General features: G+C 72.1%; 25 protein-coding genes. 14 read left to right on the forward strand and 11 right to left on the reverse strand.

What is annotated here, in order from left to right; translation table 11 throughout:
- The first annotated feature begins 86 nt into the window (after nt 1-86).
- From OG199_RS27770 to OG199_RS27780, 3 genes are read left to right on the forward strand one after another with little or no spacing between them, the layout of a single operon-like run.
- Complete coding sequence (locus OG199_RS27770; protein WP_356808373.1) at nt 87-440, forward strand: histidine triad nucleotide-binding protein; 354 nt, start codon at nt 87-89, stop codon at nt 438-440.
- A gap of 6 nt (nt 441-446) precedes the next feature.
- Nucleotides 447-1352 (forward strand): ribonuclease Z, encoded by a 906-nt coding sequence (locus OG199_RS27775; RefSeq protein WP_405831779.1) that lies wholly within the window; start codon nt 447-449, stop codon nt 1350-1352.
- Between the two features lie 20 nt (nt 1353-1372).
- Nucleotides 1373-2365 carry an adenosine deaminase gene (locus OG199_RS27780; protein WP_405831781.1) on the forward strand — a complete coding sequence of 331 codons (993 nt, stop codon included), beginning with the start codon at nt 1373-1375 and terminating at the stop codon, nt 2363-2365.
- Between the two features lie 87 nt (nt 2366-2452).
- Here OG199_RS27780 and OG199_RS27785 read toward each other — a convergent pair whose 3' ends face one another.
- Entirely contained in the window at nt 2453-3703 is a 1251-nt protein-coding gene (locus OG199_RS27785; protein WP_405831782.1) for an MFS transporter, read from the reverse strand.
- Between the two features lie 301 nt (nt 3704-4004).
- Between OG199_RS27785 and OG199_RS27790 the strand changes: the two genes are divergently transcribed.
- From OG199_RS27790 to OG199_RS27810, 5 genes are all read left to right on the forward strand, one after another.
- Nucleotides 4005-5114: a PfkB family carbohydrate kinase gene (locus tag OG199_RS27790; protein WP_356808365.1), complete on the forward strand. Its 1110-nt coding sequence runs from the start codon at nt 4005-4007 to the stop codon at nt 5112-5114.
- 153 nt (nt 5115-5267) lie between these two features.
- On the forward strand, nt 5268-6335 hold the full coding sequence (locus OG199_RS27795; protein ID WP_401799132.1) for a PhoH family protein: 1068 nt from the start codon (nt 5268-5270) through the stop codon (nt 6333-6335).
- A gap of 12 nt (nt 6336-6347) precedes the next feature.
- Nucleotides 6348-6845 carry an rRNA maturation RNase YbeY gene (gene ybeY, locus OG199_RS27800; RefSeq protein ID WP_148013894.1) on the forward strand — a complete coding sequence of 166 codons (498 nt, stop codon included), beginning with the start codon at nt 6348-6350 and terminating at the stop codon, nt 6843-6845.
- The gene (locus OG199_RS27805) at nt 6842-8146 is read left to right on the forward strand and encodes a hemolysin family protein (protein WP_356804900.1); all 1305 of its coding nucleotides are present in this window, start codon (nt 6842-6844) and stop codon (nt 8144-8146) included. Before ybeY ends, OG199_RS27805 begins: the two co-directional genes overlap by 4 nt.
- The gene (locus OG199_RS27810) at nt 8143-8502 is read left to right on the forward strand and encodes an MmcQ/YjbR family DNA-binding protein (RefSeq protein ID WP_266699073.1); all 360 of its coding nucleotides are present in this window, start codon (nt 8143-8145) and stop codon (nt 8500-8502) included. Before OG199_RS27805 ends, OG199_RS27810 begins: the two co-directional genes overlap by 4 nt.
- Here OG199_RS27810 and OG199_RS27815 read toward each other — a convergent pair.
- Entirely contained in the window at nt 8464-10047 is a 1584-nt protein-coding gene (locus OG199_RS27815; protein WP_405831785.1) for an MFS transporter, read from the reverse strand. The genes OG199_RS27810 and OG199_RS27815 overlap by 39 nt on opposite strands.
- 144 nt (nt 10048-10191) lie before the next feature.
- Here OG199_RS27815 and OG199_RS27820 point away from each other — a divergent pair, with 144 nt between their 5' ends.
- Both OG199_RS27820 and OG199_RS27825 read left to right on the forward strand, forming a co-directional pair.
- The gene (locus OG199_RS27820; protein ID WP_401799228.1) at nt 10192-11013 is read left to right on the forward strand and encodes a helix-turn-helix transcriptional regulator; all 822 of its coding nucleotides are present in this window, start codon (nt 10192-10194) and stop codon (nt 11011-11013) included.
- Nucleotides 11014-11061: 48 nt separating this feature from the next.
- On the forward strand, nt 11062-11415 hold the full coding sequence (locus OG199_RS27825) for a cytidine deaminase (RefSeq protein ID WP_356804905.1): 354 nt from the start codon (nt 11062-11064) through the stop codon (nt 11413-11415).
- A 243-nt stretch (nt 11416-11658) separates the two neighbouring features.
- Here the strand turns inward: OG199_RS27825 and era are convergent, their stop codons facing one another.
- Nucleotides 11659-12618, reverse strand: coding sequence for a GTPase Era (gene era, locus OG199_RS27830; protein WP_266699068.1), 960 nt, complete (start codon nt 12616-12618; stop codon nt 11659-11661).
- A gap of 257 nt (nt 12619-12875) precedes the next feature.
- Between era and OG199_RS27835 the strand changes: the two genes are divergently transcribed.
- Nucleotides 12876-13214 carry a P-II family nitrogen regulator gene (locus tag OG199_RS27835; protein WP_266699067.1) on the forward strand — a complete coding sequence of 113 codons (339 nt, stop codon included), beginning with the start codon at nt 12876-12878 and terminating at the stop codon, nt 13212-13214.
- On the opposite strand, the gene OG199_RS27840 is transcribed toward OG199_RS27835, so the two are convergent.
- From OG199_RS27840 to OG199_RS27875, 8 genes are all read right to left on the reverse strand, one after another.
- Complete coding sequence (locus OG199_RS27840; protein ID WP_356804907.1) at nt 13108-14220, reverse strand: WxL protein peptidoglycan domain-containing protein; 1113 nt, start codon at nt 14218-14220, stop codon at nt 13108-13110. The genes OG199_RS27835 and OG199_RS27840 overlap by 107 nt on opposite strands.
- 70 nt (nt 14221-14290) lie before the next feature.
- Nucleotides 14291-15628: a beta-xylosidase gene (locus tag OG199_RS27845; protein ID WP_356804909.1), complete on the reverse strand. Its 1338-nt coding sequence runs from the start codon at nt 15626-15628 to the stop codon at nt 14291-14293.
- 239 nt (nt 15629-15867) lie between these two features.
- Nucleotides 15868-16344, reverse strand: a complete 477-nt coding sequence (locus OG199_RS27850) for a hypothetical protein (RefSeq protein WP_356804911.1) — start codon at nt 16342-16344, stop codon at nt 15868-15870.
- A 313-nt stretch (nt 16345-16657) separates the two neighbouring features.
- Entirely contained in the window at nt 16658-17467 is an 810-nt protein-coding gene (locus OG199_RS27855) for a GNAT family N-acetyltransferase (protein WP_405831788.1), read from the reverse strand.
- 41 nt (nt 17468-17508) lie between these two features.
- Complete coding sequence (locus OG199_RS27860; protein ID WP_356804914.1) at nt 17509-18774, reverse strand: MFS transporter; 1266 nt, start codon at nt 18772-18774, stop codon at nt 17509-17511.
- A complete protein-coding gene (locus OG199_RS27865) occupies nt 18771-20096 on the reverse strand; it encodes a GH1 family beta-glucosidase (RefSeq protein ID WP_405831790.1) in 1326 nt (441 codons plus the stop codon). Before OG199_RS27865 ends, OG199_RS27860 begins: the two co-directional genes overlap by 4 nt.
- Nucleotides 20097-20182: 86 nt before the next feature.
- On the reverse strand, nt 20183-20449 hold the full coding sequence (locus tag OG199_RS27870; RefSeq protein WP_168528028.1) for a protealysin inhibitor emfourin: 267 nt from the start codon (nt 20447-20449) through the stop codon (nt 20183-20185).
- Between the two features lie 32 nt (nt 20450-20481).
- Nucleotides 20482-21555, reverse strand: a complete 1074-nt coding sequence (locus tag OG199_RS27875) for a M4 family metallopeptidase (protein WP_356804918.1) — start codon at nt 21553-21555, stop codon at nt 20482-20484.
- A 353-nt stretch (nt 21556-21908) separates the two neighbouring features.
- On the opposite strand from OG199_RS27875, the gene leuA reads away from it, so the two are divergent.
- The 3 genes from leuA to OG199_RS27890 all read left to right on the forward strand — a co-directional run bounded on the left by leuA (nt 21909) and on the right by OG199_RS27890 (nt 25890).
- Nucleotides 21909-23630 carry a 2-isopropylmalate synthase gene (leuA, locus tag OG199_RS27880; RefSeq protein ID WP_405831792.1) on the forward strand — a complete coding sequence of 574 codons (1722 nt, stop codon included), beginning with the start codon at nt 21909-21911 and terminating at the stop codon, nt 23628-23630.
- 186 nt (nt 23631-23816) lie between these two features.
- Entirely contained in the window at nt 23817-24512 is a 696-nt protein-coding gene (locus OG199_RS27885) for a TerB family tellurite resistance protein (protein ID WP_351722489.1), read from the forward strand.
- A 91-nt stretch (nt 24513-24603) separates the two neighbouring features.
- Complete coding sequence (locus tag OG199_RS27890; RefSeq protein WP_405831794.1) at nt 24604-25890, forward strand: exo-alpha-sialidase; 1287 nt, start codon at nt 24604-24606, stop codon at nt 25888-25890.
- Nucleotides 25891-26022: the final 132 nt, after the last annotated feature.

Genomic DNA, 26022 nt, shown 5'->3' on the forward strand with positions numbered 1-26022 from the left:
CGCGGCGGGAAGGTCGGCGCCGTGCGGACGCAGGGACCGACGCCGTCCGGGACACCGGGGCCGGCCCGGCACGAGGAGGGACACGCATGGCGGGAGAACCGCAGGACGACTGTCTGTTCTGCAAGATCATCGCGGGACAGATTCCGGCGACCGTCGTCCGGGAGAGCGAGACGACCCTCGCCTTCCGTGACATAAACCCGCAGGCGCCCACCCACATCCTGGTCATCCCCAAGGTGCACCACCCGGACGCGGCGTCGCTGGCGGCCGCGGAGCCCCGGATCGCGGCGGACGTGCTGCGCGAGGCCGGTGAGATCGCGGGCGAGGAGAAGCTGGACAGCTACCGGATCGTGTTCAACACCGGCAGCGGTGCGGGACAGACCGTCTTCCACGCGCACGCGCACCTCCTCGGTGGCCGCGGCATGCAGTGGCCACCGGGGTGACCGGCGTTGTCCGTACGTGAACTGGTGGTCCTCGGCACCGCCAGCCAGGTCCCGACCCGGCACCGCAACCACAACGGCTATCTGCTGCGCTGGGACGGGGAGGGGCTGCTCTTCGACCCCGGCGAGGGCACTCAGCGGCAGATGCTGCGGGCCGGGGTCGCCGCGCACGACCTGCACCGGATCTGCGTCACGCACTTCCACGGCGACCACTCGCTCGGGCTCGCCGGGGTGATCCAGCGCGTCAACCTCGACCGTGTGCCGCACGAGGTCACCGCGCACTACCCCCGCTCCGGTCAGCGCTTCTTCGACCGGCTGCGGTACGCCACCGCGTACCGCGAGACCGTCGCGCTCACCGAGGCGCCGGTCGACACGGACGGCGTGCTCGCGGCCACGGCCTCCTACACCCTGGAGGCCCGCAGGCTCTCCCATCCCGTGGAGTCCTTCGGATACCGGCTGGTCGAGCCGGACGGGCGGCGGATACTGCCCGAGCGGCTGGCCGCGCACGGCATCAAGGGGCCGGACGTCGGGCGGATCCAGCGCGAGGGAGCCCTGGGCGCGGTCCGTCTGGACGACGTCAGCGAGGTGCGGCGCGGACAGCGGTTCGCGTTCGTCATGGACACCCGGCTGTGCGAGGGGGTGGACGCCCTCGCCGAAGGCTGCGACCTGCTCGTCATCGAGTCGACGTTCCTCGACGAGGACCACCGGCTCGCCTCCGACCACGGGCATCTGACCGCCGGTCAGGCGGCCCGGGTGGCACGCGACGCGGGCGTACGGCATCTGGTGCTCACGCACTTCAGCCAGCGGTACTCCGATCCCGACGAGTTCGAGCGGCAGGCGCGGGCGGCCGGGTTCGACGGGGAACTGACCGTGGCGCACGATCTGCTGCGGGTGCCGGTCCCGAAGCGCTCATAAAACGCCCGTACCATGCTTTGATGCCCCTCCCCAAAGCAGAACTGCACCTCCATGTCGAAGGCACCCTGGAGCCCGAACTCGCCTTCGAGCTCGCCGCGCGCAACGGCGTGACGCTGCCGTACGCGGACACCGAGGAACTGCGCAAGGCGTATCTCTTCGACGATCTCCAGTCGTTCCTGAACCTGTACTACGAGCTGATGGCCGTCCTGCGGACCGAGCAGGACTTCGCCGACCTGGCCGACGCGTATCTCGCGCGGGCCGCCGCACAGGGCGTCCGGCACGCGGAGATCTTCTTCGACCCGCAGGCCCACCTCGCGCGCGGGGTCGGGATGGGGACGGTCGTCGAGGGGCTGTCCCGCGCGCTCTCCCGCAGCGAGGACACGCACGGCGTCTCCACCCAGCTGATCATGTGCTTCCTGCGCGACGAGTCCGCCGAGTCGGCGATGGCGACGCTGGATGCCGCGCGGCCCCACCTCGACCGGATCGTCGGCATCGGCCTCGACTCGGCGGAGGTCGGACACCCGCCGGCCAAGTTCCGCGAGGTGTACGAGGCCGCCGCCGCGCTCGGGCTGCGACGCGTCGCCCACGCGGGCGAGGAGGGGCCGCCCGCGTACATCACCGAGGCGCTGGACGTCCTTGGCGTCGAGCGCATCGACCACGGGCTGCGCTGCATGGAGGACCCCGAGCTGGTCGAGCGGCTGGTCCGGGACAGGGTGCCGCTGACGCTCTGTCCGCTGTCGAACGTACGGCTGCGCGCCGTCGACGTGCTGGAGGACCACCCCCTGCCCGCCATGCTGGACGCCGGGCTCCTGTGCACCGTCAACTCCGACGACCCCGCCTACTTCGGGGGGTACGTCGGCGACACCTTCCACGCGGTGCACGAGGCGCTCGGGCTGGACCGCGAACGGATGCGGGAACTGGCCCGCAACTCGTTCGTGGCGTCCTTCCTCGACCACGACGAGGAGCGGCGGGCGCGTTACCTCGCCGAGGTCGAGGCGTACGAGTTCGGGTAGAGCCGCTTGGAGCGGGCCCGCCCGGAGCGATGAACGCTTCGAACGGAGCCACTGGGCGCGGGCCGCGCGGCCGGTCCGGGCCGGGGACTAGCCCGGTCCGGGGCCCGGTGCCGCGGACGCGACGGCGGTCTGCCGGGGGCCCGCCGTGCCGTACGCCGCCCGCCGGGCCTCGGCGGTCTCCAGCGGGATCTCCACCACCGGGTGTTCCAGCGGGGTGCCGCGCCGGGTGCGCAGGGCCACCGCCGTCATCGGAACGGTGAGCAGGAGCAGGCCGAGCGCCAGGATCACGCCCATCCCCGGGTAGCCCGTCCGCGCGGAGAGCAGACTGCCCGAGAGCGGGCCGCAGGCCGTGCCGAGCGAGGAGGCGGAGCCCACCAGGACCGCCCATCGCCCCCGCTGGTCCAGGGACGCGGCGAGCCCGATGACGTAGGACAGGACGACCGGGTACAGCGTGTTCCAGGCGATCTCGCCGGTCGCGAAGGACGGCAGGTCGTCGGCGGCCGAACTGAGCGCGATGCAGCCCGCGATCAGCGCGGTGCCCGCCCCGATGGGCAGCGCGCGGCCGAGGCGCGGGCCGAGCGCACCCGCCCCGATCACCCCCAGCAGCCCCGCGCCGAGCGCCGCCGCGAAGACCGCTCCGACGGTGACCTCGCTCAACCCCGCCTGGGTCAGGCCGATGCGGCCGCTCACACCCCACAGGGAGTTCTGCGCGAGGGACCAGCAGAGCATGGCGGCGGCCAGGACGACCCCGGCACGGGGGTGCGGAAGCGGGGTGCCGCCGCGCAGGGTCCGCGCGGCGGGTGTGCGGGCGGGCAGTCGCCGGGTCGTCGGCAGGACGAGCAGCGCGGTGACGGCGATCGCGGCCAGCGGCTGGCCGTGGCCCGGGCCCAGGTGCGGGATCGTCAGATACAGCGTGCCCGCGAGGGCGGAGACACCGAGCAGACCGAGCGTGGTGGTGCGGTGCGGGTCGCGCTGGGCGGCGATCCCGGTGGCGGCGACGGTGGTGACCGTGCCGGAGCCGAGACCGCCGACGATCGCGCCGGCGACGACCAGCGCAACGGTGGTGGTGAGGGCGGCGGTGCCGTAGCCGACGGCGGCGAGCAGCAGCCCGGCGCGGGCCAGCCGGCGCGGGCCGAAGCGGTCGACGCGGGAGGCGAGCAGGAAGCCCGCCGTCGCCGAGCTCAGCAGCAGGACGCTGCCGACGCAACCGGCCTCGGTGGCGGAGAGGGGGAGACCCGCGTTGAGTCTGCCGACGGTGGTCGGCAGCAGGTACGGGGCGAGGTACCCGGCCGTGAAAAGGGCGACGAGGGGCCAGGGCAGGGTGGTGCGGGCGGACACGGGCGTTCCCAGGGCATGCGAAAGAAGCGGCTCGATGAGGGGGTTGGGCGGCTGTCGACGGACAGGAACGCGCGGGCAATTTGTATCAAGCGGCCCCGGGTGGGAAACAGGTGGGGCGACGTGATCTGGATCACGTTCCGTTTGGTGTGGTGAAGGCGGGGTAAACACGAGGCTTTCCGCCCGCCGGTGCCGTTCGGTCGAAGGGCATGATGCGCGACGGACGCCTCCGCGGGGTCCCCTCCGTCCCGCGAGCCAATTGGTGCACACTGGCCTGAATCCGCACCACGTCAGGGAGCGCACCGTGATCGCGTCCAACGGAGAGCGACCGTTCTGCCACGCCCACGTCGACCCGCTCGCCGGTCTGCGCACCCCCCAGGATCCGCCCTGGGACGTCTACCTCACCGGCACCGTCTTCCTCGACATCGTCTTCACCGGGCTCGACTCGGCTCCGGTGCGCGGGACCGAGTCCTGGGCGCGCGGCATGGGGTCGAGCCCCGGCGGGGTGGCGAACATGGCGACGGCGCTGGCCCGCCTCGGCCTGAAGACCTCCCTCGCGGCGGCCTTCGGGGACGACCACTACGGCGAGTACTGCTGGGACGCCCTGGAGCAGGGCGAGGGCATCGACCTCTCCCCGTCGCGCACCGTCTCCGGCTGGCACTCGCCGGTCACCGTGTCGATGGCCTACGAGGGGGAGCGGACGATGGTCAGCCACGGGCACGAGCCGCCGCCGGTGGAGACCGCCCCGGAGCACGCCCCCCGCGCGCGTGCCGCCGTCGCCTCCCTGGCGCCCGGCACGCGCGCGCAGTGGATCGCCGAGTCCGCGCGCGCCGGCACCCGGATCTTCGCGGACGTCGGCTGGGACGACACCGGCCGCTGGGACCTGGCGGGCCTCGCCGACCTGGAACACTGCGAGGCGTTCCTGCCGAACGCCGAGGAGGCGATGCGCTACACCGGCGCGCGCTGTCCGCGGGCCGCGGCGCACGCGCTCGCCGAGCACGTACCGCTGGCCGTCGTCACTCTCGGTTCCGAGGGCGCCTACGCCGTGGACGGCCGCACCGGTGAGACCGCAGCGGTTCCGGCCATCGACGTCGAGGCCCTCGACCCCACCGGTGCCGGGGACGTCTTCGTCGCCGGCTTCGTGACGGGCACCCTCGCCGACTGGCCGCTCGCCGACCGCCTCGCCTTCGCCGGCCTCACCGCCGCCCTGTCCGTCCAGGAGTTCGGCGGCTCCCTCTCGGCCCCCGGCTGGTCCGAGATCGCGGCCTGGTGGCGCCGCGTCCAGTCCGTCGACGACCAGGATCCGGCCGCCCTGCGCCGGTACGCCTTCCTGGAGGGCCTGCTGCCGGAGGTGACACGGCCGTGGCCGCTGCGGCGGGCGGTGCCGACGATCGGGTTCGGCCGGTCGGTGTGAACCGTGCCAGGAAGAAAAGGGCGAGGCCGCAGGGAGAGGTGACGAAAAGCCCTACGGCTCCGTCAGTGCGGAGACGTACCCTTGGAGGCGCAAGGCTGCCCCCGTGGCAAGCGTGCCGATCAAGGAGGAAAAGCAGGCCTACAGAGCCGGCCCATGACTCAGACACCCACAGCTCACAGCCCCGCTCAGGGGCAGGCGCGCGCGCACTTCACCGTCCCGGCCAAGCACCCCATGGTGACTGTTCTGGGTTCCGGAGACGCACTGCTGCGCGTGATCGAGAAGGCCTTCCCGGCGGCCGACATCCACGTCCGGGGCAACGAGATCAGTGCGGTCGGCGACGCCGGTGAAGTCGCTCTCGTCCAGCGCCTGTTCGACGAGATGATGCTGGTGCTCCGCACGGGGCAGCCCATGACGGAGGACGCAGTGGAACGCTCGATCGCCATGCTCAGGGCGAGCGAGAACGGGGAGGGCGACGGCGAGGAGACCCCCGCCGAAGTGCTCACGCAGAACATCCTGTCCTCGCGCGGCCGCACCATCCGACCCAAGACGCTCAACCAGAAGCGGTACGTCGACGCCATCGACAAGCACACCATCGTCTTCGGCATCGGCCCCGCCGGCACCGGCAAGACCTACCTCGCGATGGCGAAGGCCGTGCAGGCGCTCCAGTCCAAGCAGGTCAACCGCATCATCCTGACCCGCCCGGCGGTGGAGGCGGGCGAGCGCCTCGGCTTCCTGCCCGGCACGCTCTACGAGAAGATCGACCCCTACCTGCGCCCGCTGTACGACGCGCTGCACGACATGCTCGATCCGGACTCGATCCCACGGCTGATGGCGGCCGGCACGATCGAGGTCGCGCCCCTGGCCTACATGCGCGGCCGTACCCTCAACGACGCCTTCATCATCCTGGACGAGGCCCAGAACACCAGCGCCGAGCAGATGAAGATGTTCCTCACCCGCCTCGGCTTCGAATCGAAGATCGTGATCACGGGTGACGTGACGCAGGTCGACCTGCCGAACGGGACGAAGTCGGGTCTGCGCCAGGTCCAGGACATCCTGGACGGCCTCGACGACGTGCACTTCTCGCGGCTCACGTCCCACGATGTCGTACGGCACAAGCTGGTCGGCCGTATCGTCGACGCGTACGAGAAGTACGACAGCGAGAACGGCACCGAGAACGGCTCCCACAGGGGCCGCGGCAACGCCGGACACAAGGGGAAGTAGACCAGCACCAGCATGTCGATCGACGTCAACAACGAATCCGGAACCGAGGTCGACGAGCAGGCGATCCTCGACATCGCCCGCTACGCGCTCGCACGGATGCGCATCCACCCGCTCTCCGAGCTCTCGGTGATCGTCGTGGACGCCGACGCCATGGAGCAGCTCCACATCCAGTGGATGGACCTGCCGGGTCCCACGGACGTCATGTCCTTCCCCATGGACGAGCTGCGCCCGCCGTCCAAGGACGACGACGAGCCGCCGCAGGGCCTGCTCGGTGACATCGTGCTGTGCCCGGAGGTCGCCGAGCGGCAGGGCAAGGACGCGCCGACGCAGCACTCCATGGACGAGGAGCTGCAGCTCCTCACCGTCCACGGAGTGCTGCACCTGCTCGGCTACGACCACGAGGAGCCCGACGAGAAGGCCGAGATGTTCGGTCTCCAGGCGGCCATCGTGGACGGCTGGCGCGCGGAGAAGGGCATGACGGGTCCCTCACCGGCCCCGACCGTGTCATGAGTCCTCAACTCGTCCTCGGTGCCGTCCTGCTGGTCGTCGTCGCGTGGCTCGCCGCCTGTGCGGAGGCGGGCCTCGCCCGCGTCTCCAGCTTCCGCGCCGAGGAGGCCGTACGCGGCGGCCGGCGAGGCAGCGCCAACCTCGCGCAGGTCGCCGCCGACCCGACCCGCTACCTCAACGTGGCGCTGCTCGTCCGCGTGGCCTGCGAGATGGCCGCCGCCGCGCTCGTCACGTACGCCTGCCTGCGGGAGTTCGACAAGACCTGGCAGGCCCTCGGGGTCGCCATCGGGGTCATGGTCCTCGTCTCCTACGTCGCCGTCGGCGTCTCACCGCGCACCATCGGCCGCCAGCACCCGCTGAACACGGCGACCGTCGCCTCGTACGTCCTGCTGCCGCTCGCGCGGATCATGGGCCCGATCCCGTCCCTGCTCATCCTCATCGGCAACGCGCTGACACCCGGCAAGGGCTTCCGGCGCGGCCCCTTCGCCTCCGAGGCCGAGCTGCGCGCGCTCGTCGACCTCGCCGAGAAGGAGTCGCTGATCGAGGACGAGGAGCGCCGCATGGTGCACTCCGTCTTCGAACTCGGCGACACCCTCGTACGCGAGGTCATGGTGCCGCGCACCGACCTCGTCGTCATCGAGCGCTACAAGACCATCCGGCAGGCGCTCACCCTGGCCCTGCGCTCCGGCTTCTCGCGCATTCCCGTCACCGGGGAGAGCGAGGACGACATCGTCGGCATCGTGTACCTGAAGGACCTCGCCCGCAAGACGCACATCAGCCGCGACGCCGAGTCCGAGCTCGTGTCGACGGCCATGCGGCCCGCCACCTTCGTGCCCGACACGAAGAACGCGGGCGACCTGCTGCGGGAGATGCAGCAGGAGCGCAATCACGTCGCCGTCGTCATCGACGAGTACGGCGGCACGGCGGGCATCGTCACCATCGAGGACATCCTGGAGGAGATCGTCGGCGAGATCACCGACGAGTACGACCGTGAACTGCCGCCGGTCCAGGAGCTCGGTGACGACCGCTACCGGGTGACCGCGCGCCTCGACATCGGCGACCTCGGCGAGCTGTACGGCTTCGAGGCGTACGACGACGAGGACGTGGAGACGGTCGGCGGACTGCTCGCCAAGGCGCTCGGCCGGGTCCCGATCGCCGGGGCGTCCTCGGTCGTCGAGCTGCCCGACGGGCGGGAGCTGCGGCTGACGGCGGAGGCCTCGGCCGGACGCCGGAACAAGATCGTCACCGTGCTCGTCGAACCGGCCGCGGGCGCGGAGCCCCGCGAGGAGGAGAAGCCGGAATGACCCCCCAGCAGCTGCGCGCGTTCTGCCTCTCCTTCAACGCGGCCGTCGAGGACTTCCCCTTCAACCCGGAGACCTCGGTCTTCAAGGTGCTGGGCAAGCTCTTCGCGCTGTCGAGTCTGGACGCGCGCCCGCTGACGGTGAACCTCAAGTGCGCCCCGGAGGACGCGATCCGGCTGCGCGGCGAGCACCCCGGGCTGATCATCCCCGGCTACCACATGAACAAGCGCCACTGGAACACGGTGACGGCCGACGGCGAGCTCCCGGACCGCCTGGTCCGGGAGCTGGTCGAGGACTCGTACGACCTGGTCGTCGCCGGTCTACCGAAGGCCGAGCGCCTCCGGCTCGACCGCCCCTGAGCCGCCGCGGCGCAGTCCCGCCGCGACCAGGACCGCCGCCGCGAGGACGATGACCGCGTCCAGCGCGAGAACCGTGTGCACGCCGGCCAGCAGGTCCGACGAGGTGGTGGCGAGGACGCCGAGGAGCGGGATGCCGATGGTGATCCCGACCTGCTGGGTGGAGGTCACCAGCCCGGTGGCGAGCCCCTGTTCCTCGTCGGGCACGCCCGAGGTGACGGTCAGACCGTACGAGATGATCGCGCCGAGGTGGCACATGCTCGCCAGCGCGACCGCGGCGGTGGCCGGCCAGACGGACCAGGGGTGCGCGTTCAGCGGTACCAGCGAGCCCACGAACAGGCCCTGGCCGGCCAGCGAACCGACCAGGGTGCGGCGGGCGCCGAAGCGGCCGACGACCTTCGGGGCGTACACCCCGGCGACGGCCGACAGGACGCCCTGCACCCCGAAGACCAGGCCGGTCTCGAAGGCGGAGAGGCCGAGGGTCTCCTGCAGGTACAGCGTCAGCACGAAGACCACCGTCGACATCATCGAGAAGGTGACCAGACCGCCCAGGTTGCCCCACGCGACCGTGGAGCGGCGCAGCATGGGCAGGCTGACCAGGGGCGCGGCGGCGCGGGACTCCACGTACCCGAAGGCGGCGAGCAGCAGGACGCCCGCGACCAGGGTCGCGATCACGTCCGTGCCGCCGAAGCCGCGGTCCGCCGCAGTCGACAGGGCGTAGATCAGGGCCAGCAGACCGCCGGTGACGGTGATCGCGCCGGGAGCGTCCAGACGCGCGCGGCCCGGGGCGGGGGAGGCTGCCCCGGTCCGCGCGTCCCGGCGCCGGGAGGCGGGCAGCACGCGGGGCGCCAGCGGCAGCACGACCAGGGCGAACACCGACAGCAGGCCCATGGTGGAGCGCCAGCTCAGTACGTCGGTCAGGACGCCGCCGGCCACCATGCCGACCGTGAAGCCCAGCGAGAGGAGCGTGCCGGAGATGCCGAGGGCCCGATCGCGCGCCGGGCCCTCCGGGAACGTCGTCGTCAGCAGGGACATGCCCGTCGGTACGATCGCCGCCGCGCCGAGGCCCTGCAGGGCCCGCCCCGCCAGGAACGACGCCGGGTCCCACGCGAAGGTGGCCAGGAGCGAGGCGGTGCCGAAGAGGGCGAGCCCGTTCAGGAAGAGCCGGCGGCGCCCGTACAGGTCGCCGATGCGGCCGAACAGGAGAAGGAAGCCGCCGGAGGGCAGCGCGAAGGCGGTGACCGCCCACTGCAGCGCGGACCGGCTCATGCCCAGGTCCGTGCCGAGGACGGGCAGCGCCACGTTCAGTACGGAGAAGTCGAGCGCGACCATGAACTGAGCCGCGCACAGCACGAAGAGGACGAGTCTGTCGCGGGCCGACAGCCGGGCGCGGGCGGGGCGCCGGGGGCCGCGCGCGGGACGGGTGGGACTGGGCGTGGTGCCGGTCGTGGGATCGGTCGTGGATCGGGTCGTCGGGTCGGTCGCGGTGCCGGTCGTGGACCGGGTCGTCGGGTCGGTCGCGGTGCCGGTCGTCGTCTTGGTGGCCATGACAGGAGCTTGCGGCCGTCGGAATATCCGTGGGGAGCGGGAACTTATGCTGGTGGTCGCACCACCAGTCACCACGAGGGGGATTCGCACGTGACGGAGGACGCGCTCAGGACCCACCGACGGCGGGACCTGCGGGAATTCCTGATGAGCCGTCGGGCACGGGTGTCACCGACGCAGGCCGGACTGCCGGACGGCGGGGCCCGCCGACGTACTCCGGGGCTGCGCCGCGAGGAGGTCGCGGTCCTCGCGGGCGTCGGCGCGTCCTGGTACCAGTGGCTGGAGCAGGGGCGGGACATCTCCGTCTCACCCCAGGTCCTCGACGCGGTCGCCCGGGTACTGCGGCTCAGCAACGCCGAGCGACGGCACCTCTACGTGCTCGCCGGGCTCAACCCGCCCGCCCCCGAAGTCGCGCCCGACGACCGGGACATGTGCGAGGGGCTGCGGCGGCTGATCGACACGTGGATGCCGTACCCGGCGCACATCATGGACCTCTACTACAACTGCGTCCTGTACAACGACGCCGCCGGGATGGTCCTCGGGATGCGCCCGGAGAACGTGCAGAACTGCGTCGTCGACTTCTTCACGGACACCCTGTACCGGGGCCGGTCGCGGACCTGGGAGCGCAACGCCCGTACGGTCGTCGCCCAGTTCCGGGCGTCCTGTGCCGCCGCGCCGGACGACGAGGGGTTCCAGGAGCTGCTGGCCCGGCTGAAGGCGGCCAGCCCGGAGTTCACGGAACTGTGGGAGCGGCGGGACATCGAGGACGCGGGGCAGATCCGCAAGGAACTCGACCATCCGCTCGTCGGACTGCTCGCCGTCGAGTCCACCGCGATGAAGGTGCCGGCCCGGCCCGACCTCACGATCGTGCTGCACACGCCGCTGCCGGAGGCGAACACCGCGGCGAAGCTGGAGTGGCTGGCCTCGCCGGAAGGGCGGCGGGGGTCGATGTACCCGGTGGCCGGGTAGGCATGGACCGGCGCGCGGGGCCCGGGCGGCGCTTCGTATGCTCGGGGCATGACCGACAGCAGCGCGCTCGACCCCGAGGACCGCAAGATCGTCACCCTGGCCCGCTCCGCGCGGGCCCGGAGCGGAGTGCCCGAGGGGGCGGCCGTCCGGGACGAGACGGGCCGTACCTATGTCGCCGGCACCGTGGACCTGCCCTCGCTGCGGCTGAGCGCCCTGCGGACCGCGGTGGCGATGGCGGTGGCGTCCGGAGCGACGTCCCTGGAGGCGGCGGCGGTGGTCTCCGGGGCGGAGGCCGTTCCGGAGGAGGACCGGGCGGCCGTCCGTGACCTCGGTGGGGCGGACACGCCGGTGTTGCTGGCGGGGCCGGACGGGGAGGTACGTGTGACGGTGACGGCGGGCTGACTCCTCGGTTGCCCGGCGTCTCCTTCTTCCGCGGCCGCGCCCCGACCCCGGTGGGTTCCTCGGGTGCGGGGCGGTGGGGGCCGGTGGCGCGGTTCGCCGCGCCCCTTCAGGTGTCTCCGGCCGTCCGGCGTCGCAGGCGGGGCCTGTTGAGGCCGTCCAGCGTTGCGGGCGGGGCCTGTCGAGGCCGCGCGGCGCGGATGGTTCCGCGCCCCCGGAAGAAGCGGGGGCGCGGTTCCGGGAGGGTCAGAAGCCCAGTTTGCGGAGCTGGCGGGGGTCCCGCTGCCAGTCCTTGGCGACCTTCACATGGAGGTCGAGGAAGACCGGTGTGCCCAGCAGCGCCTCGATCTGCTTGCGGGACTTGATCCCGACCTCCTTCAGGCGCTTGCCCTTGGGGCCGATGATGATGCCCTTCTGGCTGGGACGCTCGATGTAGACGAAGGCGTGGATGTCGAGGAGGGGTCTGTCGGCGGGCCGGTCCTCGCGCGGGAGCATCTCCTCGACGACGACGGCGATGGAGTGCGGCAGCTCGTCGCGCACGCCTTCCAGCGCCGCCTCACGGATCAGCTCCGCGACCATGACCTGCTCGGGCTCGTCGGTCAGGTCGCCCTCGGGGTACAGCGCGGGCCCCTCGGGCAGGAGCGGGACGATCAGGTCGGCGAGCAGGTTCACCTGCTGGTCGGCGACCGCCGACACCGGCACGATCTCCGCCCACTCGAATCCCAGCTCCTGACCGAGCTGGTCGATCGCGATGAGCTGCTCGGCGAGCGTCTTGCTGTCCACGAGGTCGGTCTTCGTGACGATCGCGATCTTCGGCGTCTTCTTGATCGACGCCAGCTCCTTCGCGATGAAACGATCCCCCGGGCCGAGCTTCTCGTTCGCCGGCAGGCAGAAGCCGATGACGTCCACTTCGGCCCACGTCGTGCGCACGACGTCGTTGAGGCGCTCGCCCAACAGGGTGCGGGGCTTGTGCAGTCCGGGGGTGTCGACCAGGATCAGCTGGGCGTCGGGGCGGTGCACGATGCCCCGTACCGTGTGCCGCGTGGTCTGCGGCTGGTTCGCGGTGATCGCCACCTTCTGGCCGACCAGAGCATTCGTGAGAGTGGACTTGCCCGCGTTGGGACGGCCCACGAAACAGGCGAAACCGGCGCGATGGGTGGCCTCGGACGGCTCGGATGACTGACTACGAACGCTCATGGCGCCCATTCTCCCTGATCCACGGGCACCTGCCGCACGCTGTGCGCCCCCGGCGCCCGCGGCGAGGTTCCGCAAGCCCCCGCCCACCGCGAACCGCCCGTCCCGCACGCCTCGGCGGGGGCGTCGGCCGCCGGGCGGACGAGGTGCGCGAACACACCGGCCGCCGCCCCGCGGCGCACGCCGGAACCGCTTACGATCACGGGGTCCCGGGCCACCGGGCCCCGGTCCCGTCGTCCCTCCACCGCGCAGAAGGCCAGGACCCAGGCATGAAGCTCATCACCGCGATCGTCAAGCCCTATCGCCTCGACGAGGTCAAGACCGCCCTGCAGGAACTCGGTGTCCACGGTCTGACCGTGACGGAGGCCAGCGGCTACGGGCGCCAGCACGGGCACACCGAGGTGTACCGGGGTGCCGAGTACCAGGTCGACCTCGTGCCCAAGGTCCGTGTCGAGGTCGTCGTCGAGGACGCCGACGCCGGGCCGGCCGTCGACGCGATCGTCAAGGCCGCGCGGACGGGGAAGATCGGCGACGGGAAGGTGTGGACGGTTCCGGTCGAGACGGTGGTGCGGGTACGGACGGACGAGCGCGGTCCCGACGCCCTCTGAGCGGCCACGGCCGGGCACGGCTCCAGGCCGCCCCGGGCGTCCACGGCCACCCCCGGCCGCCACGTGCCCTGACCACCACGACCACGCCGCCGAGTGCCGCCGCCGCTGCCAGGGCCAGGACCAGCCATGGCAGGGCGAGGAAGGACGTGCTCGCCGACTGCCGGGTGCCCTGCGCGCTCGCGGTCAGGGTCACGTCGCCCCAGTCGAGCTGAGGCGCCCCGCGCCACGGCTCGCTCAGCCGTACCCGCTGTCCTGGCAGCAGTTCGGCGGGGATCCTGGTCAGGCCCCGGGACAACAGCGTCCGGCCGAAGAGCCCCTCCGCCCTCAGCCGCACCCTCGGGTCCAGCGTCACGTTGCCCGTGTTGTGGAGGGTGTAGGAGATGGTGGCGGTGCTGGTGCCCGTGCCGGGGACCAGCGGCTGGTGGTGGCTGACGTGGACCTTCTCGACGGCGAGGGCGGGGACCGTCGGTCCGCCGACCCGGAGGTAGATCCGGGCGCCGACCGCCCGCTGGACCCCCATCGCGACCGATCCGGCGCCCGGATCGATCCGCTCGTCGAGCGCGACCAGTGCGCCGGCGTGGTCGCCGGGTTCGGCCCGCTCGGGGACCCGGAGCGTGAACGGCACGGTGACCGAGCCGTGCGCGGGAACCGTCACCCGGGAGCGGGCCGGTCGCGCCCACGCGCCCACCTCCCGCTGCCTCTCCTTCGCCGTGCGCACCGCGAAGCCCCCGTCGCGCACGGTGTTGTACGCGTCGGCGGCGTAGAGCCGGAAGGCCAGCGGGGCGGCGGTCTTATTGGTGACGGTGACCTTGTCCCCGACCGTGGTCCCGGGGTCGGCGGAGAGGGTGAAGTACGGCCGTGCGGAGAGCTGGGTCGCGAACGGGTAGACGGACCAGCTGCCGTTGTCGGCGGCGTACGCGCGGGACGCGGCCGGCGCGAGCAGGACGAGCGGGGCGAGCAGCAGGGACAGGAGGACGGACAGCGGGAGGGCGTACGGCTTGCGCATGGGTGCGGACCCCCACGGACGAGGTGGACGGGCGGGTGCGCGCCCGGCCACCGGGGTGCGAACGGAACGGTCAGGTGAGCGTCAGCGTGAGCACGCCGGAGTACGAACCCGGCGGGGTGAACGCGGGCACGTTCAGCGACAGCCCCGCGTCGACGGTGAACTCACCGCCGGCGAGGCCCCCGTTGGGAGTGGACGCCAGCGTCGCTCCCGAAAGCCCCACCGTGCCGGACGAACCGGCCTGACAGGTGCTCGGGCTGCCCGCCTTGGTGGCGCAGGCGGGGCTCCAGCTCAGCCGGCCGGCGTCGATCTTGGCGCCGGGACCGGTGAAGTCGGTGACCTTGCCGGTCAGGGACCAGCCCGCGGGTCCGCCGCGGAAGTCCTTGACGGTCACCGTGCGCAGCGCTCCGTCCGAGGCCCCGCCCTGGCCGAAGTCGACCGCCGACAGCTGGACGGCGTCCCCGGCCTGTGACATCGACAGTGTCCCCGCCTTCACCGTGGTGGTGAGTTTCTGGGCGTTGCCGGGGACAGGCGTGTCGTCGACGACGACGTACGCCGCCGGTCCCGCGCCCTTGTCGTCGCTCCAGCTCGCGCCCTCGTACGCCACCACACCGGTCGTCGTCTTGTCGTTGACGGCCAGCGTGCCGCTGAACGCGCCCTGAGCGTCGGCGGTGGCGGTGGCGGTGTCGGCGGTCTGGGTGGTGCCGGACCGTCCGGCGAGGGTCACGGTGGCGCCCGGGGTGAAGTGGCTGCCGGTGACGGTCACGCTGTCACCGGGCTTCCCGGAGGCCGTGCCGAGCGTGAGGGCCCGGGTGTTGGTCTGGCTCCCGTCCGTCGCGGTGACCGTGTCGGAGACCGGGGCGGGCGGGTTGGTGACCGTGCAGGGGGTGTCGAGTTCCAGGATGTAACTGGTGTGGATGTTGTAGTCGCCGGGCGAGAGCGTGATGGCGCCCGGCGCGGTGACCGTGAAGGTGCCGGTCATGCTGAACGACGGGAAGGGGGCGTTGCCCGCGACCGGGTCGTTCTTCTTGGGGCCCGCGACGGTGATGGAGCCCGTCTGGGCCCCGCCGAGGGTGACCTTGCCGGTGGGCGTCATGATGTCGGCCGGCAGGTTGATGGCGGTGGGGTTGCTCGCGGCGGGCGTGACCACCTTGTACGTCACGGTGACGGTGTCACCGACCTTGGGAGTGGCGTTGTCCACCGAGACGACCGCGGTGGTGGTGCCGTCGATCGGGGGGATGCCCGCGACGGCCGGTGGGATGCAGTGCGTGGCGAAGTCCACGTTCTGGGATTCCGTGGACACGGCGGAGGCCGGGGCGGCCAGCGCTCCGCCCGCGGTGACCGCCAGCGCGGTCGCCCCGAGCAGCGCCGCCCAGCGGCGTCTTCGGGTTGTCGAACCCGTGGTTCCCATGGTTGTTGCCCCCTCCTGAGGGATGCGGGCGCAGCGGCTCGTCCGCGCCGACAGGGGGCCATTGACGTGCGGGTCGTGAGAGAAGTCAATGGAACGCCGGGCCATCGACTGATGGCCCATCAGATCGTGTCAACATCACCGGCCCGGTGGGTTCGTGGGCCGGCCGGTAGTGCGGCCGGGAGCGCGGACCGGTGCCGCCGCGCGGAGGCGACACCGGTCCGCACGCGCGCGGGCGGGGATCAGTCGAAGACGAACGGGCCCGGTGACTGCGGCGCGTCCGCGGTGCACGAGATGGTGATGCCGAAGACCACCATCCGCAGGGAGCCGCCGTACGCGTCCAGGCTGTCCCCGGCGGCGACGGTGCCGTCGAGCGGGCCCACGGAGACCCCGTCGCCGGCCGCGATGGCGGGGTTCTTCGTGCCGGTGAACGCGGTGGTGCCGCCCCCGGCCTTCGTCAGCGTCAGCGTGGAGGCGATCGAGTCCTGCGCCAGGGGGAGCGGGGAGGTGATCGAGGTGGAGCTGAGGGTCATCGTCGCGGCGGTGCCGTTCTGGGTGGCCGTGAGGGTGGCCGCACCGCCGCCGCCGAGTGTGCAGGTGGCGCTGATGGTGGCGGTCGGCGGACTGACGGCCGCGGCGGTCGGCGCGAAGGCCAGGCCGGCCGCGGCGAGGGTGCCGGCGGCCAACGCCGCGGCGGTTCCCAGTTGCTTGCGTCTCATCGGGTTCCCTTCCCTTGTACGGGAATTGCCATGTGGGGATGGAGGGACGGCACCGGTGTGTCTCCGGTACCGGGCACACGGACGCGTCACCGGGGCTCCGGTGCGGGTGCGGAGAGACGTGTACGCGGGGACCGTCGGCGAGCGGGGTGCGGGACGCCGCACGGCGTATCTGACGGTCCGTCGGAACGTGCGGTTCCATTGATGCGCCGGCGGCGTGGGATGGCAAGGGACACCCGGGGGATTCCTCGGAGACGCGGCGAAAGTGGCCGAAGTCCATCCGTCCGCGGAGCGCGGGCGGGGCGGTCCTCCGCGATCACTCCACGGGTTCCGCGATCAGGGCCGTGGCCACGCGCCGGAAGCCCAGGCGGGCGTACATACGGGCCACGTCGTCGTCCCCGGCCGAGAGGAACACGGTGTCGACGCCCCGCTCGCGCGCGTCGGCCACCAGCGCGGCGGTGACAGCCGAGGCCAGTCCGCGGCGGCGTGCGGCGGGCAGGGTGCCGACGCCCACGATCTCGCTCACGCGGCCGACGGGCAGGTGCATCCCGGAGCAGAGCACGACGCCGCCCCCGACCGCCGCGGCGAGGACGCCGCGGCCCGCCCGGATACGGTCGGCGGTGGCGGGAACCTCCCCGCCGCGGGCGGTGATCACGGCGGCCAGTGCCTCGGCCCCGGCCTCGCCCGACGCGCTGCCGGGCGCCGCGAAGGCGAGGTGCGGCACCGCCAACGCACCCGCGAGGAAGGGGTCTTCGGGTCCCAGGACCCGGACCAGGGGATGCGGGCCGGGCAGCGGAGCGGCCTGGTCGCGGACCATCAGAGGGTGCGCGTGCACCCGTAGCCCACTCTCCTCGACGGCCTCCCGCAGGCCCGGCGTCACCTCCGCCACCCACTCGACGGCCTCGGGCACCCCCAGCTCCCGCTGCCGCGCCCGCACCCGGTCCACGTCCGCGACGGTGGCGGCCGGACCCGTCCGGTCCAGCGTGGGGCGCGCGTAGTAGGGCCAGCCGGCCGTCTCGCGCACGAAGAGGGTCAGGGGCCCGAAGTCCTCGGTCCGCGCGGCGGCGCGCGGTACCGCGTCGTAGTAGCGCTCCAGCCGGTCCAGGGGTGTGTGCACAGGGGGCATGACGTCATCCAAGACGAACGGTCCCGCCCGGGCACCCGAATTCAGTCGACGCCCCGGATCCGCCGCACCAGCACCGCCCCCGCGAGTCCGATCACCGCCGCGACCAGGTACAGCACCCGGTAGCCGCCCAGGTAGGTCACGATCGGGGCCGCCAGCGCCGGGGCGGCCACCTGGGGCAGGGCGTTGGCGACGTTGATGACGCCGAGGTCCTTGCCGCGATCCAGGGCGGTGGGCAGCACGTCCGTCATCAGGGCGAAGTCGACCGAGGTGAAGACGCCGAAGCCGACGCCCAGCACCGCGGCCGCGACGATCGCGCCCGGCCAGGTCTGCCAGCCGGACAGGACCCCGGTGGCGAGGGCCATCAGCACACCCGACCAGATCACGAACGGTTTCCGGCGGCCCACCCGGTCCGACCACACCCCGCCGACCACGACCGTGGCGAGCAGCGTGACACCGTTGACCGCCGTCAGGACCAGCACACCGTTCTCGGGATCGCCGTAGTGCAGCCGGTCACGCAGGTAGTACAGCAGGTAGAGCAGGACGAGCGCGTTGCTGAGGTTGATCAGGAAGCGGGTCAGCCAGGCCCAGGCCAGGTCCGGGTGGTCGCGGGGGCTCAGCCGGAAGGAGGCGGCGAAGGTGCGCCACGACCAGGGCGGCCGGTGCGCGGGGGGCAGCCGTAGGTCCGGGAAGCGCAGCACGTACGGCAGTACGCCCACCAGCGTGAACACCGCACAGGCCGCGTAGCCGCCGCCCACGCCCCCGGCCACGGTCGCCAGGCCCGTCCCGCCGACGACGCCCAGGATCTGCGCCGCGCCCAGCCAGCCGCCCACCGAGCCCCGCTGGAGCCGGGGCACCCGGTCGGGGACGGCCGCGGTGACCGCGGCGAAGGCCGCGTTCAGGGTCAGCTGGACCAGACACCAGCCCAGCGCCATCGTCCAGATTCCGCCCGCCCCGGCCAGGAGCAGCAGCGAGAGGGCGCCGCCCGCGGACCCGGCCACGATCCACGGTGTACGGCGGCCCCGGCGGGCCGTGGTCCGGTCGGAGAGCGCGCCGAAGACGGGGTTGGCGACCAGCGACACGACCGCGCCCGCGCCGGTCACCCATGCCAGCATCGTCTCCTTGGACAGGCCGGTGCCGGGCGCGAAGTCCTCCGCCTGGGAGGCGAGGAGGATCTGCAGCGGGCCGTACCAGCCCACCCAGATCGCCCCGTTGGCGAGCGAGAGCGCCGATGTCCAGCCCCGGCCGACCCGTTCGACGGGCTCGGCGAGGGCGCTCAGGGGCGTCGCGGCCGGGTCCGCCGCCGTCATCCCCGCGCCCGCAGGGCGTCCCGCAGCCAGGCGTACGACGCCTTCGGGGTGCGCTTCTGCGTGTCGTAGTCGACGTGCACCAGCCCGAAGCGGCGCGCGTACCCCTCCGCCCACTCGAAGTTGTCCAGCAGTGACCACACGAAGTAGCCGCGGACGTCCACGCCCTGCTCGGACGCCCGGTGCAGGGCCCGGACATGACCGTCGAGGAACGCGATCCGTTCCTGGTCGTCGATGCCCTCGTACGAGCAGCCGTTCTCGGTGATGACCACCGGCGGGAGCCGGTCGCCGTAGCGCTCGTGGAAGCCCACCAGCAGTTCGGTCAGCGCCTCGGGGACCACCGGCCAGCCGAAGTCCGTGACCGGGTACCCCTTCAGTTCCCTTACCGAGAAGGGGAGTTCGGCGGGCAGCGTCAGGCCGCCGAACTCGATCTCCGTACCCTGCGGGGCTCCCACGCTGGTCGGCTGGTAGTAGTTGATCCCGTACCAGTCCAACGGCTCCGCGATCACCTTCAGGTCGGCCTCGACGCCTTCGGGATACCCCGGCATCAGTTCGCCGATGCCCTCGGGATAGCCGCCCAGCAGCAGCGGGTCCGCGAACAGCCGGTTGAGGAGGAGGTCGTAGAAGTCCGCGGCCGCCACGTCCTCGGGACTCCGGGACGCCGCCCAGGTCGGCCCGTGCGAGTTGGCGATCCCGATGTCGGCGGCCCCGGCTGCGCGCAGCGCGCGTACCGCCAGGCCGTGCGCGAGGAGTTGGTGGTGGGCCACCGGCAGCGCGTCGAAGAGCAGCCGCCTGCCGGGGGCGTGCGCCCCGAGCGCGTGGCCCAGCAGGGTGTGTTCGGCGGGCTCGTTCAGGGTGATCCACTTCTGTACGCGGTCACCGAGCCGGGCGGCCACGACAGCGGCGTACTCGGCGAAGCGTTCCGCGGTGTCCCGGTTCAGCCAGTCCAGCTCCAGCGGCAGGTCCCAGTGGAAGAGGGTCGGGACGGGGCGCACCCCGGCGGCGCACAGCGCGTCGACGAGCCGGTCGTAGAAGTCGAGGCCGCCGGGGGAGTTCACCCGGGGCCAGGAGACCGAGAAGCGGTACGCGTCCACGCCCAGGTCGGCGAGGAGCGCCACGTCCTCGGGGTAGCGGTGGTAGTGGTCGCAGGCCACCGCCGCGGTCGAGCCGTCCTTGACGCGGCCGGGCTCGGCGGTGAAGGCGTCCCACACCGAGGGGTCGCGCTCCTGGACGGCGCCCTCGATCTGGTGGGCCGAGGTGGACACGCCCCAGAGGAAGCCGGGCGGGAACTGCGGGAGGGGGTTCGTCGCCATGCGCGCGATCATCCTTACCGACAGTTAAGGAAGTCAACGGGCGGGCGTGAACTACGAGTTGCCGCTTCTCCGGCGCCGCCCCGTCCTGGCGCCCCCTCTCACGCCCCTTCCTTGAGCACGCGTGAGATCAGCTCCCTCTGCTCCTCCGTCAGACTCGGGTCGGCCGCGTACACCGTCCTGCCGTCCACCGTGATCTCGTAGCTGAAACCGTCCGGAACCCCGGCGGGGCGGGTGCCCCGGCCGGCGGCGACCGCCCGCTCGGCCAGGGCCTGCCACTCACGGCCGTCGGCCCGCCCCGAGGTGTCCATCTCGGCCCGGCGCTCGATGCCCGCGAATCCGCCCGTGCGCCTCACCTGAATACGCATGGGTCCTGTCTAGTACGGATCGGGCGCCGGGGCTACGACGTCGCGACCCCGACCTGCTCCCAGGCCTTCGTCACCCCTTGCAGTTCCTCGCCCTCCCCGTACCGGCTGCGTGCCTGGGCGACGGTCAGCCCGGCGAAGTCGGCGAAGCTCGCCTGCGACGGGAGCTCGCCGCCGGTGAGGACGTCGTACCAGATCTGTCCGGCACGTTCCCAGGCGTGGCCGCCGAGCGCCTGGGCGACGAGGTAGAAGGCGTGGTTGGGGATGCCGGAGTTGATGTGGACGCCGCCGTTGTCGCGGCCGGTGCGCACATAGCCGTCCATGGTCGCGGGCTGCGGGTCCTTGCCGAGCACGTCGTCGTCGTAGGCGCTGCCCGGTTCCTTCATGGAACGCAGCGCCTTGCCGGTGACCCGCGGGGCGAGCAGGCCGGCGCCGATCAGCCAGTCGGCCTCGGCCGCGGTCTGGCCGAGCGTGTACTGCTTGATCAGCGAGCCGAAGACGTCGGACATGGACTCGTTGAGCGCGCCCGGCTGGCCGAAGTAGGTGAGGTTCGCCGTGTACTGGGTGACGCCGTGGGTCAGCTCGTGGCCGATGACGTCGACCGGGATGGTGAAGTCGAGGAAGATCTCGCCGTCACCGTCCCCGAACACCATCTGCTCGCCGTTCCAGAAGGCGTTGTTGTAGTCCCGGTCGAAGTGCACGCTCGCGTCGAGGGGAAGCCCCTCGCCGTTGATCGAGTTACGGGCGTAGGCGTTGAGGTACAGGTCGAAGGTGGCCCCCAGGCCGGCGTACGCGCGGTTGACGGTGGCGTCCGTGCCGGGGTTGTCGCCCTCGCCGCGCACCTTGGTGCCGGGCAGGTCCTGGTGGTGGCGGGCGTCGTAGACGGTGCGCTGCGGCTTGTCCGTGGCAGCGCCCTGCGGCGCGGCCACCGTGGGCGCGCCGATGACCGTGGTCAGCCGGCGGTGGGTGCGCTCGAAGGCGTCGCGCTCCAGGGTGCGGCGCGCGGGCCCGGAGAGTGCGGGGTCCTCGTGCTGGGCCAGCGTGTCGAGGACGTGGGGCGGCACGATGGTGCAGAAGACAGGCTCGAAGCCTGCCGCGTTGGCGGTCATGCCCGGCACCATTGCACTGAGTCACCTCCATGTCACTACCGGCGACCAAGATCGTGTGAAATGCGGTGATAGGGAGTGCCCGCGTCCGCTCCTGAGTGGTATGAAGACTCACCCTGAGTGATGTGACGTACGTTTTGTCGGTTTTCTTCCTAATGGGTCGGCGATCCCGCATACTGATACAGCCCCCCGCACGGAGCGTGGCTCGGCTAGGCTGCGGAGCATCATGCGTTTCGGGCTGCTTCTCCTTAGCTGCCGCGGCGAGGGCCTGTAGTCGAGGCCGACTCCCTCCCCGCGGAGTTCGGCGTTGCGCCGTCGGCCGTCCTTCCGGACACCCTCTGAGGAGCCCACGCATCATGCCGAACTTCCAGCAGCCCACCGCCATGCCGATCCACAAGTACGGCACGTACGAGCAGGTGGACATCCCGGACCGCACCTGGCCGAACCAGCGTGTCACCGTCGCCCCCCGCTGGCTGTCGACGGACCTGCGGGACGGCAACCAGGCGCTGATCGACCCGATGTCCCCGGCCCGCAAGCGCGAGATGTTCGATCTGCTGGTGAGGATGGGCTACAAGGAGATCGAGGTCGGTTTCCCGGCCTCCGGCCAGACGGACTTCGACTTCGTCCGCTCGATCGTCGAGGACGAGTCGGCCATCCCGGACGACGTCACGATCTCCGTACTGACCCAGGCCCGCGAGGACCTGATCGAGCGCACGGTGGAGTCCCTGGTGGGCGCCAGGCGGGCCACGGTCCACCTGTACAACGCGACGGCCCCCGTCTTCCGCCGGGTCGTCTTCCGCGGCTCCAAGGAAGAGATCAAGCAGATCGCCGTCGACGGCACCCGGCTGGTCATGGAGTACGCCGAGAAGCTGCTCGACGAGCGCACCACCTTCGGCTACCAGTACAGCCCCGAGATCTTCACCGACACCGAGCTGGACTTCGCCCTGGAGGTCTGCGAGGCCGTCATGGACGTCTGGCAGCCCGGCCCCGGCCGGGAGATCATCCTGAACCTGCCCGCCACGGTGGAGCGCTCGACCCCCTCCACGCACGCGGACCGCTTCGAGTGGATGAGCCGCAACCTCTCCCGCCGCGAGCACGTCTGCCTGTCCGTCCACCCGCACAACGACCGCGGTACGGCCGTCGCCGCCGCCGAGCTGGCCCTGATGGCCGGCGCCGACCGCATCGAGGGCTGCCTGTTCGGCCAGGGCGAGCGCACCGGCAACGTCGACCTGGTCACCCTGGGCATGAACCTGTTCTCCCAGGGGGTCGACCCGCAGATCGACTTCTCGAACATCGACGAGGTCCGCCGCACCGCCGAGTACTGCAACCAGATGGAGGTCCACGCCCGGCACCCGTACGTCGGCGACCTCGTCTACACCTCCTTCTCCGGCTCCCACCAGGACGCCATCAAGAAGGGCTTCGACGCCATGGAGGCCGACGCGGCCGCGAAGGGCGTCACCGTCGACGACATCGAGTGGGCCGTCCCGTACCTGCCGATCGACCCGAAGGACGTCGGCCGCAGCTACGAGGCCGTCATCCGCGTCAACTCGCAGTCCGGCAAGGGCGGCATCGCGTACGTCCTGAAGAACGACCACAAGCTGGACCTGCCGCGCCGGATGCAGATCGAGTTCTCGAAGATCATCCAGGCCAAGACGGACGCCGAGGGCGGCGAGGTCACCCCGAAGGACATCTGGGGGATCTTCCAGGACGAGTACCTGCCGAACCCCCAGAACGCGTGGGGCCGCATCCAGGTCAAGACCGGCCAGACCACGACCGACCGCGACGGTATCGACTCACTGACCGTCGAGGCGTCGGTGGACGGCGTCGACACCGTCCTGACCGGTACCGGCAACGGTCCGATCTCCGCGTTCTTCGACGCCCTGCAGTCCATCGGCGTCGACGTACGCCTGCTGGACTACCAGGAGCACACGATGAGCGAGGGCGCGTCCGCGCAGGCCGCGTCCTACATCGAGTGCGCGATCGGTGACAAGGTCCTGTGGGGAATCGGGATCGACGCGAATACGACACGTGCCTCGCTGAAGGCCGTGGTCTCCGCCGTCAACCGCGCGGCCCGCTGACCACTCTGACCGGCGTTTTCCTGGCCCCGTCCGCCTTTCGAGGCGGGCGGGGCCACGTCGTTTACCGGCCAATCCCCGTGAAGATCACGGAGAGGTCTCGTCCGGGGTACTGACTCCGCCTCGACAATGTGGCTAACATCACGCCAGCGCGGCGATGTTGCCGCGGCGTTACGGAGGTGTGCGACGGTGCTGCCAGGGTGGGGACGAAACGGTCGTGCAGTTCAGGTTCCCCGCATCCTGGGCACCCGTACCGCGTGGACCACCATGGGGGACGGCGAGTTCTTCTGCCCGGGCTGCGGAGGCGACCGCAACTACCAGCGCCTCACCGGGCGCCGCCGCTTCACCCTTCTGGGCGTACCGGTCCTGCCGCGCGGTGAGACGGGCCCCGTCGTCGAGTGCGCCGCCTGTCGCCGCCACTACGGCGCGGACGTCCTCGACCACCCCACCACCACCCGCTTCTCGGCGATGCTCCGCGACGCCGTCCACACCGTCGCGCTCGCCGTGCTCGCGGCCGGCGGCACCTGCTCCCGTACGTCCCTGGAGACCGCGGCCGTCGCGGTGCGCTCGGCCGGCTTCGACGACTGCACCGAGGACCAGCTCGCCGCACTCGTCGAGGCCCTCGCCGCCGACACCGGCCGGCTCTTCGGAGAGCCCTGCGGGGCGGGACTCGCGATAGAGCTCCACGAGGCCCTGGACCCGCTCGCGCCGCACCTCGCGTCGGCCGGCCGTGAATCGATCCTGCTCCAGGGAGCGCGGATCGCCCTGGCCGACGGGCCGTACACGCCCGCCGAGCGGGACGTCCTCTCCACCGTCGGCGCGGCGCTGACGATCTGCGCGGACGAGGTGACACGGCTCCTGGTCGCGGCGCGCACGCCGTCCTAGGCCGGGCCGCGGAAGTACGGGCCATCACCCGGTGTCACTCGCCGTCACCCGGGGTAATGTGTTCGCTACGTGACGTAGCGCGCCTCGTGGTGTGCGAGGCGAGAGCGAGGCCACCCTGAGACGCAGCCTCGTCGCCGCGCTGGCCCTGGGCCTCGTCGCCGCTCCCGCCGTCGTCGGCACCGCGTCCGCGGCCGCCCGGTCCGAGCCCCGCTGCGCGGCCTCCGTGCCGTACACCGCCGGCCAGGACGGCTACGACACCTACCGCATCCCGGCCGTCGTCCGCACCGGCGCGGGCACGGTGCTCGCCTTCGCCGAGGGACGGCACGACGGCAAGGGCGACACGGGGGACATCGACGTCGTCCTGAGACGGTCCGCCGACGGAGGCTGCACATGGGGTCCGCTGCGGGTCGTCACGGCCGGCGACGGGGACACCCGGGGCAACCCGGCGCCCGTCGTGGACCCTCGCAGCGGCCGCGTCGTCCTGCTCACCTGCTTCAACGGCGGCCGGGTGACCGAGGCGCAGATCATACGGGGCGAGGCCGCGCGGGGACTCGGCCGCCGTGTCTTCGTCCAGACGAGCGGGGACGACGGCCGTCACTTCTCCGCCCCCCGGGAGATCACCGGCGCGGTGAAACGGCCGGGGTGGCGGTGGTACGCCACGGGGCCGGGGCACGCGATCGCCCTGCGGCACGGTCCGCACGCCGGGCGGCTGGTCGTTCCCGCCGACCACTCCTCCGCGCCGCCGCCCGGCTCGGCCGACACCGGCCGGGAGCCCCGGTACTACGGCGGGCACGCCCTCTACAGCGACGACGGCGGACGGGACTGGCGCCTCGGGTTCGTCGACGACTCGTACGACGGACGGCTCAACGTCAACGAGAGCGGTGTGGCCGAACTTCCCGACGGGCGGCTGTACTTCAGTGCGCGGGACCAGAACGGTACGGGGGGCTCGGGCGGGCATCGGCTGGACGCGTACTCCCGTGACGGCGGACGGACGCTGTCCCGGCCGTACGCCGTCCAGCCGGGGCTGAACGATGTGCCGGTGGTCCAGGGCAGCGTCCTGCAACTGCCCGGCCGGCGCGCTCCCCTTCTCTTCTCCGGGCCGTCCGTCCCTCACGCGCGGCGGGGCATGGCGGTGTGGAGCAGCACGGACGCGGGGGGCACGTTCACCAGGGCCACGACCCTCTCCGCGCGGCCGGCCGCGTACTCGGACCTCGTGCCGCTCGGTTCCGGGCGGGTCGGGATCCTCTACGAGACGGGGGAGTCGGGTCCGTACGCCCGCATCGAGTTCCGTCGCCTCGCGGCCGCTGCTCTCGCCCCCGCCGCCCCTACCCGTCCCATCCCCGGGGGCTCCGCCCCCAGACCCCCGCTCCGGCCTTGAGGGCCTTGTCCTCAAACGCCGGACGGGCTGATGGTGCGGGCCTGGGCTGCGGATCTTCAGCCCGTCCGGCGTTTGAGGACGAGCCCTTCGGGCGAGCGGGGGTCCAGGGGGCGGCAGCCCCTTGGCGGGGTC

The organism is Streptomyces sp. NBC_01176 (assembly GCF_045039825.1).
Classification (GTDB): Bacteria; Actinomycetota; Actinomycetes; order Streptomycetales; family Streptomycetaceae; genus Streptomyces.

Coding starts and splice junctions, on each gene's coding strand:
- OG199_RS27780 (WP_405831781.1), top strand. CDS start 1,373: ATGCCCCTCCCCAAAGCAGAACTGCACCTCCATGTCGAAGGCACCCTG.
- OG199_RS27855 (WP_405831788.1), bottom strand. CDS start 17,467: ATGCCCCCTGTGCACACACCCCTGGACCGGCTGGAGCGCTACTACGAC.
- ybeY (WP_148013894.1), top strand. CDS start 6,348: ATGTCGATCGACGTCAACAACGAATCCGGAACCGAGGTCGACGAGCAG.
- OG199_RS27870 (WP_168528028.1), bottom strand. CDS start 20,449: ATGCGTATTCAGGTGAGGCGCACGGGCGGATTCGCGGGCATCGAGCGC.
- OG199_RS27875 (WP_356804918.1), bottom strand. CDS start 21,555: ATGACCGCCAACGCGGCAGGCTTCGAGCCTGTCTTCTGCACCATCGTG.
- era (WP_266699068.1), bottom strand. CDS start 12,618: ATGGGCGCCATGAGCGTTCGTAGTCAGTCATCCGAGCCGTCCGAGGCC.
- OG199_RS27770 (WP_356808373.1), top strand. CDS start 87: ATGGCGGGAGAACCGCAGGACGACTGTCTGTTCTGCAAGATCATCGCG.
- OG199_RS27815 (WP_405831785.1), bottom strand. CDS start 10,047: ATGGCCACCAAGACGACGACCGGCACCGCGACCGACCCGACGACCCGG.
- OG199_RS27795 (WP_401799132.1), top strand. CDS start 5,268: ATGACTCAGACACCCACAGCTCACAGCCCCGCTCAGGGGCAGGCGCGC.
- OG199_RS27810 (WP_266699073.1), top strand. CDS start 8,143: ATGACCCCCCAGCAGCTGCGCGCGTTCTGCCTCTCCTTCAACGCGGCC.
- OG199_RS27865 (WP_405831790.1), bottom strand. CDS start 20,096: ATGATCGCGCGCATGGCGACGAACCCCCTCCCGCAGTTCCCGCCCGGC.
- OG199_RS27850 (WP_356804911.1), bottom strand. CDS start 16,344: ATGAGACGCAAGCAACTGGGAACCGCCGCGGCGTTGGCCGCCGGCACC.
- OG199_RS27840 (WP_356804907.1), bottom strand. CDS start 14,220: ATGCGCAAGCCGTACGCCCTCCCGCTGTCCGTCCTCCTGTCCCTGCTG.
- OG199_RS27825 (WP_356804905.1), top strand. CDS start 11,062: ATGACCGACAGCAGCGCGCTCGACCCCGAGGACCGCAAGATCGTCACC.
- leuA (WP_405831792.1), top strand. CDS start 21,909: ATGCCGAACTTCCAGCAGCCCACCGCCATGCCGATCCACAAGTACGGC.
- OG199_RS27820 (WP_401799228.1), top strand. CDS start 10,192: ATGAGCCGTCGGGCACGGGTGTCACCGACGCAGGCCGGACTGCCGGAC.
- OG199_RS27845 (WP_356804909.1), bottom strand. CDS start 15,628: ATGGGAACCACGGGTTCGACAACCCGAAGACGCCGCTGGGCGGCGCTG.
- OG199_RS27805 (WP_356804900.1), top strand. CDS start 6,842: ATGAGTCCTCAACTCGTCCTCGGTGCCGTCCTGCTGGTCGTCGTCGCG.
- OG199_RS27860 (WP_356804914.1), bottom strand. CDS start 18,774: ATGACGGCGGCGGACCCGGCCGCGACGCCCCTGAGCGCCCTCGCCGAG.
- OG199_RS27835 (WP_266699067.1), top strand. CDS start 12,876: ATGAAGCTCATCACCGCGATCGTCAAGCCCTATCGCCTCGACGAGGTC.